The 11948-nt window shown below is 51.2% G+C and carries 14 protein-coding genes; 13 read left to right on the top strand and 1 reads right to left on the bottom strand.

What is annotated here, in order from left to right; all coding sequences use genetic code 11:
- The 9 genes from IPG80_RS04990 to IPG80_RS04950 all read left to right on the top strand — a co-directional run.
- The coding region (locus IPG80_RS04990; protein WP_345103333.1) for a hypothetical protein at nt 1-261 on the top strand (261 nt) is incomplete at its 5' end.
- Nucleotides 262-496: 235 nt separating this feature from the next.
- Nucleotides 497-916, top strand: coding sequence for a glycosyltransferase (locus IPG80_RS04985; RefSeq protein ID WP_345103331.1), 420 nt, complete (start codon nt 497-499; stop codon nt 914-916).
- Between the two features lie 16 nt (nt 917-932).
- Nucleotides 933-2744 carry a glucosyl-3-phosphoglycerate synthase gene (locus IPG80_RS04980; protein ID WP_345103337.1) on the top strand — a complete coding sequence of 604 codons (1812 nt, stop codon included), beginning with the start codon at nt 933-935 and terminating at the stop codon, nt 2742-2744.
- 124 nt (nt 2745-2868) lie between these two features.
- Entirely contained in the window at nt 2869-3963 is a 1095-nt protein-coding gene (locus tag IPG80_RS04975; protein WP_345103329.1) for a calcium/sodium antiporter, read from the top strand.
- Between the two features lie 41 nt (nt 3964-4004).
- Nucleotides 4005-5240 carry a cation:proton antiporter gene (locus tag IPG80_RS04970; protein ID WP_345103327.1) on the top strand — a complete coding sequence of 412 codons (1236 nt, stop codon included), beginning with the start codon at nt 4005-4007 and terminating at the stop codon, nt 5238-5240.
- 3 nt (nt 5241-5243) lie between these two features.
- Nucleotides 5244-5597, top strand: coding sequence for a hypothetical protein (locus tag IPG80_RS04965; protein ID WP_345103325.1), 354 nt, complete (start codon nt 5244-5246; stop codon nt 5595-5597).
- 208 nt (nt 5598-5805) lie between these two features.
- Nucleotides 5806-6141 (top strand): cyclic-di-AMP receptor, encoded by a 336-nt coding sequence (locus IPG80_RS04960; protein WP_345103323.1) that lies wholly within the window; start codon nt 5806-5808, stop codon nt 6139-6141.
- Between the two features lie 18 nt (nt 6142-6159).
- Complete coding sequence (locus IPG80_RS04955) at nt 6160-6420, top strand: cyclic-di-AMP receptor (protein ID WP_345103321.1); 261 nt, start codon at nt 6160-6162, stop codon at nt 6418-6420.
- Nucleotides 6421-6505: 85 nt separating this feature from the next.
- On the top strand, nt 6506-7729 hold the full coding sequence (locus IPG80_RS04950; RefSeq protein WP_345103319.1) for a hypothetical protein: 1224 nt from the start codon (nt 6506-6508) through the stop codon (nt 7727-7729).
- Nucleotides 7730-7779: 50 nt separating this feature from the next.
- Here IPG80_RS04950 and panC read toward each other — a convergent pair whose 3' ends face one another.
- Complete coding sequence (panC, locus tag IPG80_RS04945) at nt 7780-8613, bottom strand: pantoate--beta-alanine ligase (protein ID WP_345103317.1); 834 nt, start codon at nt 8611-8613, stop codon at nt 7780-7782.
- Between the two features lie 153 nt (nt 8614-8766).
- Between panC and IPG80_RS04940 the strand changes: the two genes are divergently transcribed.
- The 4 genes from IPG80_RS04940 (at nt 8767) to rsmI (ending at nt 11938) form a co-directional block, all read left to right on the top strand.
- Complete coding sequence (locus IPG80_RS04940; RefSeq protein ID WP_345103315.1) at nt 8767-8988, top strand: hypothetical protein; 222 nt, start codon at nt 8767-8769, stop codon at nt 8986-8988.
- Between the two features lie 131 nt (nt 8989-9119).
- Entirely contained in the window at nt 9120-9518 is a 399-nt protein-coding gene (ssb, locus tag IPG80_RS04935; protein ID WP_345103313.1) for a single-stranded DNA-binding protein, read from the top strand.
- 125 nt (nt 9519-9643) lie between these two features.
- On the top strand, nt 9644-11068 hold the full coding sequence (locus IPG80_RS04930; RefSeq protein ID WP_345103311.1) for a serine/threonine-protein kinase: 1425 nt from the start codon (nt 9644-9646) through the stop codon (nt 11066-11068).
- A gap of 45 nt (nt 11069-11113) precedes the next feature.
- Nucleotides 11114-11938, top strand: a complete 825-nt coding sequence (gene rsmI / locus IPG80_RS04925; RefSeq protein ID WP_345103309.1) for a 16S rRNA (cytidine(1402)-2'-O)-methyltransferase — start codon at nt 11114-11116, stop codon at nt 11936-11938.
- Nucleotides 11939-11948 lie beyond the last annotated feature (10 nt).

The following is an 11948-nucleotide window of genomic DNA, read 5'->3' as shown; positions in this document are numbered from 1 at the left end:
GTGCTCATTGCACACAACGTCTGCTCGCTCAACAAAATCCTGGCATTAACCGCCGCTTTGCATAAACTGCATCAAGAAAATCAACTACCGCGTCATCTCATCCTCTGGCATCACGACCTCGCGTGGACGACTCCGCGCTATTTGCCGGAGATGGCCGAAGGCTACCCCATGGAATTTACTCCAAAACAGATTGGGGCAAAACCACCCATGTCGTCGTTTCAATTGCGGCGTGAAGAACTCGCAGACTTGATGCTGGCTTGACCGCGACTCAGTTCACGTCATCCCCAACGGTGTAGACATGGACAGGTTCTACAAACTCGAAACGTCACCCAAGGTTGCTGGATAAAACGCATGTACTCGACGCTTCGCCGATTCTGCTTTTGCCTGTGCGTATCACACCCCGCAAGAATATTGAACTCGCCTTATGGACTCTGGCGGCTCTAAAAAGATTTTCCACAGGCTGCACTGGTGGTGACGGGTCCGCTGGGACCGCACAATGCAAAACAACATTAAATATTTTGAAATACTCACCAACCTGCGCAAGCAATTGGGCTTGATAGATTCTGTCCATTTTCTTGCGGAGGCACACAATGGCTTTTTGCCTGATGAAGTCATCGCGGATTTTTACCGCGTGTCTGATGCTTTGCTTTTCCCCAGCCGTGAAGAAGGCTTCGGCATTCCACTTATCGAAGCGGCATTCAGTCATCTACCCGCATTTTGTGCTGATATTCCACCGCTCAGAAAATTAGGCTTGAACGATGCACAATTCTTCTCCCCCGATGAAGACCCGGCAAGAGTCGCAAAAATGATCGCGGACTATTTTCAAAACTCCATGTCTGCACGACTCGCCATGCGGGCACGGGCTTCCTTCCGTTGGGAAGCCATCTATCGTCAACACATCGCACCGTTGTTATAAAGCCAATGAGCCATAGATAGGAGATTGCAATGCAACGCCATTCCGAATTTGCCCCATTCATACCATCCTCGTCCCTTTCATCCATGACGGACCCGGTCTGTATGCCCTCGATGCCGCGCGTCAATTCGACGCCGAAATAACCTTGGTGGGTGTTGTCGTTGTACCCGAAGGACAATCGCTCAGCACCGGCGCAGTTGCGGCACGCGCAGTACGCCGCGCCTTGCGAATTTACGGCAAAGACAAACGCATCACCAGCAAGACTCATGTGATCGTCTCACATCAACCCTGGGAAGAACTTTCAAACCTGATTCAGGATGAAAACCCGGATCTGCTTTGTCTTGAGTTTGATTCACATCTCAAAGCTTTGCACGTCACTGCCAGTGATGTGCTCTCCCGTCCGCCCTGCGACGTGGCTCTGGTGCGAGGGAAAATTTCCGGTAAGCCGAAACAGGTTCTGGTTCCAGTAAGAGGAGGTCCACATGCTGAGTTGGCAGTGCGCGTGGGCTTGGGGTTGCATCCACATGGGGTGACATCCCTGCACATCCGCAGACCCGAAGACCCCGAAGCCGGAACCGATGCTCCGTTCAAACCGTTGGAGCGTGTGTTGTATCAAATTCCCGAAGTGCAGAAAAAGTTCGAAGTCACAGAAGATGCGGCGCAAGTCATTTTGAATTACGCTAAAAAATCAGATGTGGTCATTTTGGGCACCACCATTCAACCCATCACAAGTTCTGCTTCGCTCGGTGTTGTAGCTGACCGTCTCTTACATGAAGCGCCTTGCGCTGTAATTGCCGTCAAAAGCGGACGCCCATTGCCGCACATCAAATTCGATGAAACGTTGAGCTTCGATGCCATCTCAATTCTCGTAGATAAATGGTTTGGTGAGAACACCTTCCATGCCGATGAGTTCAATAATTTACGCGAGATGGTGGAATTGAAGAAACAACAAGGCGTGACCATTAGCTTGGCTTTGCCTGCACTGAATGAGGAAGAAACCGTTGGCAAGGTGATCCGCACCATGAAAAAAGAATTGATGCAGCGCTTTCCATTGCTGGATGAGATCGTGTTGATCGATTCAAATTCAACCGACCGCACGCGTGAGATCGCAAAGAAAGAAGGCGTACCGGTTTATATCCATCAGGAGTTATTGCCAAATATGGAGCCGCGCCGCGGCAAAGGCGAAGCCTTATGGAAAAGTTTACTGGTCACCAAGGGTGACATCATTGTGTGGATCGATACCGACATCGTCAATATTCACCCGCGTTTTGTATATGGCATCATTGGTCCGTTATTGATTAACCCAACCATCCAATTGGTAAAAGGCTTTTATCGCAGACCATTGAAGGTCGGGCAAAAGATGCAAGCCGGGGGTGGAGGGCGTGTGACCGAATTGACTGCACGCCCCTTGTTGAATTTGTTTTACCCGGAACTCTCCGGGGTGGTTCAACCGCTTTCAGGTGAATATGGCGGCAGACGCAAAGCCTTGGAACAAGTCACCTTTTATTCAGGCTACGGCGTGGAGACCGGTTTGTTGATCGACATCTTCGAAAAGTTCCATTTGGAATCCATTGCCCAGGTCGATTTACTTGAACGCATCCACCATAACCAGCATTTGGAAGCGTTGAGCAAAATGTCCTTTGCTATCATCCAAACCGTCATCCGCAAATTGGAGAAGCGCTTCGGTCGCGCCGTGCTGGAAGATGTGAACCGCTCCATGAAAATGATCCGCCACGATAACAAGGGATATTTTCTGGATGTGGAACAGATCGCCGAATACGAACGCCCACCCATGATCGAGGTGCCGGAATATTTAAATAGGAAGCAATAAAAGGATCAAAGCGGAAGACAATCGTCTTCAAAATAATCGTCTCTTTTTTGTCATAAGGGAATTAATCTTAATGAAAATTTTTCATGGTATATAAATTGTGGGATTTAAGTACGAGAACAATACCATGACAACAACCATCCTCCTCTTCATTGCTGGACTCATCACATTGATCGTCGGTGCAGACCTGTTAGTACGCGGTGCATCACGACTCGCGGCGGCATTTGGTGTTGCGCCGCTCGTTATTGGATTGACCATCGTCGCCATAGGAACTGCGTCACCAGAAATTGCAGTCTCTCTTCAAGCTGCTGCGTCAGGTCAGGGTGATTTGACCTTGGGCAACGTCCTTGGCTCGAATATTTTCAATATTCTGGTCATCCTTGGTATTACAGCGATTGTCGCCCCCATTGCCATTGCCGAACAGCTCATCCGTAAAGATGCGCCCATCGTATTGGGGATCTCCCTGCTAACATTTGTTCTTGCCATCGATGGCAAACTCAGTTGGCAGGATGGCGCCATCCTTTTGATCGGTCTGATCATTTATATGACATTTGCCCTGCGCCAAAGCAGTCTGGAAAGCAAGAAGGTTCAAAAGGAATATGCCGGGGAATTTGCACCAAAGGAAAAGAGAACCTTACGCAGCAATAGTATCAATCTTATTTTCATCCTTATCGGATTGACCCTGCTCATCCTCGGTTCGAATTGGCTGGTGGATTCTGCCACACAGATCGCCAAATCTTTGGGCGTAAGCGAATTGGTGATCGGTCTAACCATCGTGGCTGTGGGAACATCCCTGCCGGAAGTGGCAACTTCAGTGATGGCAGCACTCAAAGGTGAAAGCGATATTGCCGTCGGCAATGCAGTGGGCAGCAATATCTTCAATCTACTTGGTGTGTTGGGCATTGGTGCCATAGCCGCTCCAAACGGAATATCGGTGGCAAGCCGCGCCATGCAATTCGACCTGCCTGTCATGGTCTTCGTGGCATTGGTGACCCTGCCTGTCTTTTATATCGACAGCCGCATCTCGCGCTTTGAAGGTGGTTTGCTGCTTTCGTATTATGGCATCTATGTGGTGTACGTCATTCTGCGCGCGGCTGAAAGTTCTATGCTGCCAGGCTTCGCCATATTCATTTCAGTTTTTGTTCCGGTTACATTCCTTTTACTGACGGTCGCTGCATTTCGTTCCATGCGCACCAGAAATGTCTATGAAGGTTCTGGATAATATTCGCTTTCAATTTTTCTTAAACCAAGTAAAAATCTACCATGAGTATATTTCTTCAACTTGCCTTTCTACTTTCAGTGATCCTGCTCTCTGCCAAGATGGCAGGATATCTCAGCATTCGCCTCGGTCAGCCTTCGGTGCTGGGCGAATTGTTGGTGGGAATTCTGTTGGGTCCATCGATCATCAATATTCTCAACCTGCCGTTCATCGAACACGAGTTGACTGAGACCATCGCTAAACTCGGCGAACTCGGTGTGTTGTTATTGATGTTCCTTGCCGGTCTGGAACTACATCTAGGTGAGATGCGTAAGAATATACGTGTGGCAGCGCTGGCAGGCTTGATGGGAGTAGTTGGGCCCGTGCTATTGGGATGGGGTACAGGCTTGCTCTTTAACTTTGAGCAACCTGCCGCGATCTTTCTTGGGCTGACCTTGGGTGCCACCAGTGTCAGTATCTCCGCTCAAACCTTGATCGAAATGAAGGTCTTGCGCAGCCGCGTGGGCTTGAGTCTGCTCGGAGCGGCTGTGTTCGACGACATCCTCATCATCCTTCTGCTTTCAGTCTTTCTTGCTTTACAAGGAGATGCAGGCAGCGCCGCCGATGTTTTCCTGATCATCCTGCGTATGGTGCTATTCTTGGTGGCATCTGCCTTATTCGGCATTTGGGCACTGCCATGGATCATTCGCCGCGTGGCACACTTGCCCATCAGCCAGGGGCTATTGACCATTTCGCTTGTGATCATACTTGCGTATGGAATCGCATCAGAAGCTTTTGGCGGCATGGCAGCCATTACAGGCGCATTCCTCGCCGGGTTGATGTTGGCACGCACGCCGGAGAAAGAACGCATTGAAGCCGGTGTGCATGCTCTGGCGTATGGGTTATTTGTGCCGGTATTCTTCGTCAATATCGGTTTATCCATTAACCTGCGTGACTTCCACGCCGATGCATTTCTCATGACCCTAACCATCATCCTCGTCGCCATCGCTGGCAAATGGCTCGGCTCAGGCTGGGGCGCCAAACTGGGCGGACTCACCACCACCGAAGCGACCCAACTTGGCGCAGGCATGATCTCACGCGGCGAAGTCGGGCTGATCGTTGCCAGTGTGGGTATGCGCCAGGGACTTGTGATCGATGCTGAATTTTCTGCAATTGTGGTTATGATAGTAGTAACCACATTGATCACACCACCCCTTCTGCGCGGGCTATTTGCTCGGGAAACCCCGAAACATAAACCCGCTTCACAAATCGAAAAAGAGAAACCATCGGAGGCATCCTAATTTATGTATCTCGTTACTCTTGTACTACACGATCCTGACTTGTTGGAAGAACTTCTGGAAGCGTGGACCAAAGCCGGTGTGGATGGGGCTACGGTTTTGTTCAGCTCAGGCATGGGCAGATTCCGCCAAAAGCAAGGCATGCGCGATGACCTCCCACTTATCCCTTCGTTAGATGATTTTTACGAAGCGCCGCAGACTCTCAATCGCACCGTTTTCACGGTAGCAAATGATGACGCCATGGTCGATAAACTCCTCGAAGTCACACAAAAACTGGTCGGTGACTTGAGCAAACCAGATACCGGCATCATGATCGTCACACCAGTTGCCCGCGCGTATGGGCTTGACCCAACAGATTAAAAGTAATCGTTCATATAAACAGCCACAGAAAGCAAAACTCTGTGGCTGTTTTTTCATATCTCATAGGTTCATGGTTGAAGCATCCCCCGAGTGATGATAATATCAAAGCAGAGCTAAAACCGTCGAAGCCGAATCAAGCCCGGGCGTAGAAAGAAGCGCAAGGCCTAAAAATCCAATTCAATCAAATCTTGATTGAAGGAGCAGAACTATGGAACATCCAACCCATCTATTATTAATGGCAGTGGTGCAGGAACAAGACCTCGATACCGCTACAAAAGCCCTGCAAAAGATTGGCGCGTCGTTGACCTATCTTTCCAGTGCGGGCGGCTTTTTGGGCAGACGCAATGCCACCATGCTGGTCGGCTTGCCCGCCGATAAATTGCAGGAATCACTGACCGTCCTGCACGAAGCCTGCCGACAACGCATTGAATACATGACCCTGCCGCTGGAAGGTTCCCCCATGCCCATGCCCGCCCCCGTGCCCGTGACAGTGGGCGGCGCAACGGTGTTCGCATTACCAGTGGAACGCTTCGAACAGATCTAACCTCGAGGAGAAATCGCCATGAAAATGATCATCGCCATTGTGAATGATAACGACGCCGATACCCTTACCCAGGCGTTCACCGCCGCCAGTTTCCGCGTGACGCGGGTGGCATCGACAGGCGGTTTTTTACGCAGCGGCGTGGTAACCATGCTGCTCGGTGTGGAAGACACCCAGGTGGATGCCGTGATCGAAACTGTGCGCAATGCCCTGCCCGCCAAAGGCGATAAAAAACGCGCCACAGTCTTCGTTGTACCGGTCAGCCATTTCGAACAAGTTTAAAGTCAGGCTGCTGCAGACAGAGACGTACCTCAGCAGGGAACCTTCCGGCTGAATAAACGTCTTTGTTTTGTTTAAAGAGGTTCACATGAAAAATAAAAGAACGATTGCTTTGTTCGCACTACTGCTACTTGCACTGGCATGCGCCAACCCATTGACACAGCCTGCAGCAGAACAACCCGACAATGTGGAAACGATGGTCGCCGCGACACTTTCTGCGCTGACGTCCGTCCCGGCTCCCTCCACACCCGCGCCTGTAGACGCCACTCCCGGGGTTTTGCCACGCTCCATGTATTACCTTGCCAACGACGCCGCCCAGATCATGCAAGTCTTCCGCCTCGAACGAGACAGCAAAACCCTGACGCAGTTAACCTTTGAGCCTTCCAGCGTGGAAGATTACGATGTCTCGCAAACGGATGGCAGCATTGTCTTTCTGACCAACCACCAATTATTTCTCGCCAATGCCGACGGCAGCAACCGTCGCATGATCTTCGATGCCGGTCCACAGGATGAAATCAACCAGTTCATGACGCGCATCACCAGCCCGGTCTTTTCTCCCAACGGACAAACTGTGGCGTTTGGTTACAAAGGCTTGAACTTTTACTCCATTGCCAGCGGACAATCCAACCGCGTGTTGGAAAATATCATCCACGACGCCGGCAGCGGACTGATCGTGCCTGAAGAGTTGTACTGGCCCGAAATGTACTCCGCCGATGGCAGCAAGCTCATTATCACACTCGGCTATTATGAAGGTGCATCCACCGCTATTTATTTTCCGAACGGCGGCGCGCTTGTGCGTTTGAATAACGAACAACGCGGCATCATCTGCTGCGGCGATTATTCAGTCAGCAGCGACGGGGCGTCACTTTACGCTGCCAGCCCCACCTACGGCATGTTCTCCGCCGGTCTTTGGCGAGTGGATACGAACACAGGCGCCGTCACCACCGCCTTCCTCGGCGATTTCGACTCCAACCCTGCTGAAGTTGCCGATAACCCCTTCATTGCCCCGGATGGACAGTTGTATTATTTCTATACCAGCATCCCCAACCCTAGCGACATGGTTAACCGACCCGCCCTGCAGCTCGTCCGCAGCGCAGCCGACGGTGTGACCGGCAGAACCGTCCTGCGTCCTGAAACGTTCACATCTGTGAATGAAGCATTGTGGGCGCCGGATGGAAGTTTCGTCATTGTAGCCAATGCACAAAACGAACAGATCTACTTTGGCGGCGCCGCCCAGCTTTTCTACACTGACGGTCAAAAGGCGATGATCTCCATGCTGCCATTTGTTCAATCCATGAAATGGGGTCCGTAGCCTAGAGGCAAAGTGTGTAACGGCGGGGTATCTCACCGTTACACACTTTATTACCCAAGCACAAAATTATCGATCAGGCGCGTCTTGCCCATGAAGACCGCCATGGATAGCAGCGCCTTGCCGGTAATGATCTCCAACTCTGCCAAAGAATCATAATCGGCACAGGAAACGTACTGTATCTGCGCCAGTGGCTCCGTTGCGAGTACCGCCTTCATTTTCTCTCGTAGGGTCTCCGCATTCCGTTCCCCGCCTTCATAGAGCGCCTTCGCCGCACTCAGCGAACGAAACAAGACCGTTGCGGCTTTACGTTCGGCTTCATTCAAATACTTATTCCGGCTGGACATCGCCAACCCATCCGCCTCGCGGGTGGTTGGGCAGATGACCATCTCAAGCGGAAAGTTCAAGTCGGTGACCATGCGCCGAATGACCGCCGCCTGTTGGGCATCCTTTTGACCGAAATATGCCTTCGTCGGCTGGGTGGCGTTGAAGAGTTTCGCCACCACCGTGGTCACCCCGCGGAAGTGCCCCGGGCGCATCGCCCCTTCAAGCGGACTTGTCAACGCATCCACCTCCACCCAAGTCTGATACCCAGACGGATACATGACCTCCGCTGTGGGCATCCAAACCAGGTCAACGCCGAGAGGGCGGAGCAAACTCAGGTCTCTTTCAAGGTCGCGTGGGTACTTCGAGAGGTCTTCATTCGCTCCAAACTGAGTCGGGTTGACGAAGATGGTCACAATAACATGCTTGTTCTCAGCTTTGGCACGCGAGACAAGCGACAAATGCCCCTCGTGAAGATAGCCCATTGTGGGAACAAGGCCAACCGTCCCGTTGAGAGAGAGGCGTGCAGCTCTTAGATCAAAGAGGGAAGAAACAGTATTCATGGCACACTCCAGGGAAATAGGGAGCAACCCATTGATGATATTGCTTTTACGGGTTGCTCTTATATTTGTCTATACATATTACAAAGTACTACTTGACAGGCTAGAAATTTTGTTCTACACTTTTACTAGAATTTAGAAAAAAGGAGAAATACAATGGCTTTCGGATACACCAACTCAAAAGGCAATACCTACTACCTGCACGCAAAGGGCAAGATGTTCTTCTTCGCGAAGGAAGTCAAGGAAGGCGCCCTCGATGCCGTACCCGCCGGGTACAACGTGGTCGAAATGAAGACCGGCATGCCCGTCCTCAAGAAAGTAGTTGCTGAAGGAACCGCTGCTGCTGCCACGGAGACCAATACGGAAAGCGCAGGGTAATTCAAGTATAACCCTGTTCGAAACCCGGCCTTCCGGCTGGGATACAACCTAATTCTTTTAGATTAAATAAGGAGACTAGTTATGACACGTACACAGCATCTAAAAGCCACGAACACCAAAAAGGAGCCGACATGCCCGCATTAAACCGCGTTCAGTTGATCGGCCGTCTGGGCAAAGACCCGGAAAGCAAGTACACCCCCACCGGCAAGAAGGTTTGCCACTTCAGCCTTGCAGTGAGCAATCACTGGAAGGACAGAAACGGCGAGACCCGGGAAACCACTGAGTGGGTTAACATCGAAGCATGGGGGCGGCTTGGCGAGGTCTGCCAGGAATATCTAAAGAAGGGCAGCCTGATCTTTGTGGAAGGTCGTTTGAAAACCGACAAATACGAAGACCGGGAAAGCGGTGAGACAAGGTACTTTACCAAGATCGTCGCCCAGACCCTGCAATTCCTCGATAAGAAATCTGCCGACGAGCCAATCATGGCTGTCGAAGAAGAACCCGCCGAGTACGAACTGGCTGGGGAGTAGACAAGATCAATAAAAGACGGTCACTCTAAAACGGTGACCGTTTTTTTATTAACATTATTCAAACAACCTAATGTTGACCCTCAATTTGCTTGCGCCGATGTTTTGGCTGGTTTATACTTGCGCCCATGCCAATACCTGAAAAGATCGGACGATACGAAGTCAAATCGGAACTTGGACGCGGCGGCATGGCGACCGTTTACCGCGCTTTCGACCCCAGCTTTGACCGCGAAGTTGCGATCAAGGTTCTTCCACGCGAGATGATGCATGACCCCCAATTCCGTTCGCGATTCGAACGTGAGATCAAAATGATCGCCTCGCTTGAACACCCTGCCATTGTGCCGGTGTACGATGTAGGCGATGAAGGTGGTCAGCCTTATTTCGTGATGCGCTTCATGAACGGCGGCTCCCTTTCGGATCTGATTGCGCAAGGCAGCGTCCCCATGGCGGATACAGCGCGCATCGTGGAAAAGATCGCCCAAGGACTTGCCTACGCTCATCGCAAGGGCATCATCCACCGCGACTTGAAACCCGATAACATCCTGTTCGATGAGAACGGCGAACCTTTCATTTCAGATTTTGGTGTTGCCAAGTTGTCCGAATCTTCCAGCAACTTAACCGGCAGCGGCGTGATCGGAACCCCTGCCTACATGAGCCCAGAACAAGCTCAAGGGTTGGATATTGACCTCCGCAGTGATGTGTACGGACTGGGTGTCATCGTCTATCAAATGCTCACCGGGCACCAGCCCTACAGTGCCGACACTCCCATGGGAGTGGTGGTCAAACATATCACCGAGCCTGTTCCCGATATTCTAAAAATTCTGCCCACCCTGCCCGATGATGTTGATGCGGTCATCAAAAACGCAATGGCAAAAGACCGCGACAAACGCTTTGCCAACACCATTGAGCTGGCAAAAGCCCTGAACCTGATCGCCTTCGGAAAAACAGGCGACCTGACCTTCACAACCAACGGCACCACCCGTCTGAAAGCCCAACCTACACAGTTATCCCGCAAACAAACTACCGGGCTGGTTGCGGTCGGCATCGTATTATTACTTTCGGTTATTGGTTTCTTCTTACTCGGCAAACAACTCTTTGCATCGGATAAGGCGAATGCCACCCCCGCCGAAACATCATCCGAAGTCAATTCCACGCCTACTTTGGAAGTTGTAGAAGCCTCCTTTGCACCGGCATGCTCGGCAGATACCGCCTTCCCTCTTCCTGAAGTCAAAGTGACCAACAATATCTGCAAACAGAAGAGACCGCTGGTCAACCTCACCATTCCGCAGGGCGCCGAGTTTAGTGTATTGACAGCGGAAGGTTCCTGTCAGATCGAAGCGACAAATAAAGGAAAGCACGTCCTCTCATGTACCGGACCGGGCTTTACCGTTATCGAACTTCAGGTCTGCCAAAAACCAGAGCTCACAAATAGCGATCTCGCACAATGCTCACCAGACTCCACCTTCAACGCTGAAAACACCTGTTGTGTGGCAGTGCCGCCACAAGAGGCAGGGTGTGTAGTACAAGAAGTAGAACTAAAAGGTTGTAACTAAAAAATCGGGCGCAAGCCCGATTTTTTTATTTGATACAATCCTCACATGGGAACCCTTTATCTCGTCGCCACCCCGATCGGAAATCTCGAAGATATGAGTCCGCGTGCAGTGCGGATCCTTCGCGAAGCCAAGCTCATTGCCGCCGAAGATACCCGCCATACCGGCACACTGCTCAAACATTTCAACATCGAAACCTCGCTCACCAGTTACTTCGAGCACAACAAGCTCACCAAGCAGGATTTCATCCTCGAAAAACTTTCACAAGGGGATGTAGCTCTCGTCTCCGATGCAGGGACTCCCGCCATCAACGACCCAGGTTATGAACTCGTTCAAGCCGCCCTCGCCGCCAACTTCGACGTTCGACCTATTCCCGGTCCCTCCGCACCCATCGCCGCTCTGACCGTTTCCGGGTTACCCACGGATTCATTTTTATACCTCGGCTATCTTCCTCACAAAGCGAGTGACCGCCGCACCAGGTTAGCTGAAGTTGCCGAGCAGCCTTATACCCTGATCTTTTTCGAAACCCCACATCGCATCACAGACTCACTCGAAGACATTCTCTCTACGCTTGGCAACCGCCGCATTTGCGTTGCCCGCGAAATGACCAAACTCTACGAAGAATATTGGCGCGGAGATGTTCATGGAGCAATTGAGTATTTCAAAAGTAAAGAAGCACGTGGCGAATTCACGCTCGTTATCGAAGGAAAACCGACAGTAGACCGCCAACGATGGACCATCGATGAACTTAGTTCTGCAATTCAAAATGAACTCCAAGCTGGGAAATCTGCCAAGGAAATTTCCGCTGACCTTGCCACGCAAAGCGGATGGAATAAAAAAGAAGTGTACGCGTTGGTCAACTCACTCAAATAATAAGGGAGCC

Source organism: Candidatus Villigracilis vicinus, assembly GCF_016702885.1.
In the GTDB taxonomy this organism is placed as follows: Bacteria; Chloroflexota; Anaerolineae; order Anaerolineales; family Villigracilaceae; genus Villigracilis; species Villigracilis vicinus.
The sequence above is the reverse complement of the archived record's forward strand: the minus strand, read 5'-3'. Positions and strand labels throughout refer to the sequence as shown.

Excerpts from the sequence above, each read along its gene's own strand:
- IPG80_RS04950 (WP_345103319.1), top strand. The coding sequence starts at position 6,506 with ATGAAAAATAAAAGAACGATTGCTTTGTTCGCACTACTGCTACTTGCA.
- IPG80_RS04940 (WP_345103315.1), top strand. The coding sequence starts at position 8,767 with ATGGCTTTCGGATACACCAACTCAAAAGGCAATACCTACTACCTGCAC.
- IPG80_RS04965 (WP_345103325.1), top strand. The coding sequence starts at position 5,244 with ATGTATCTCGTTACTCTTGTACTACACGATCCTGACTTGTTGGAAGAA.
- IPG80_RS04960 (WP_345103323.1), top strand. The coding sequence starts at position 5,806 with ATGGAACATCCAACCCATCTATTATTAATGGCAGTGGTGCAGGAACAA.
- IPG80_RS04955 (WP_345103321.1), top strand. The coding sequence starts at position 6,160 with ATGAAAATGATCATCGCCATTGTGAATGATAACGACGCCGATACCCTT.
- IPG80_RS04975 (WP_345103329.1), top strand. The coding sequence starts at position 2,869 with ATGACAACAACCATCCTCCTCTTCATTGCTGGACTCATCACATTGATC.
- IPG80_RS04970 (WP_345103327.1), top strand. The coding sequence starts at position 4,005 with ATGAGTATATTTCTTCAACTTGCCTTTCTACTTTCAGTGATCCTGCTC.
- IPG80_RS04985 (WP_345103331.1), top strand. The coding sequence starts at position 497 with ATGCAAAACAACATTAAATATTTTGAAATACTCACCAACCTGCGCAAG.
- panC (WP_345103317.1), bottom strand. The coding sequence starts at position 8,613 with ATGAATACTGTTTCTTCCCTCTTTGATCTAAGAGCTGCACGCCTCTCT.
- rsmI (WP_345103309.1), top strand. The coding sequence starts at position 11,114 with ATGGGAACCCTTTATCTCGTCGCCACCCCGATCGGAAATCTCGAAGAT.
- IPG80_RS04930 (WP_345103311.1), top strand. The coding sequence starts at position 9,644 with ATGCCAATACCTGAAAAGATCGGACGATACGAAGTCAAATCGGAACTT.
- ssb (WP_345103313.1), top strand. The coding sequence starts at position 9,120 with ATGCCCGCATTAAACCGCGTTCAGTTGATCGGCCGTCTGGGCAAAGAC.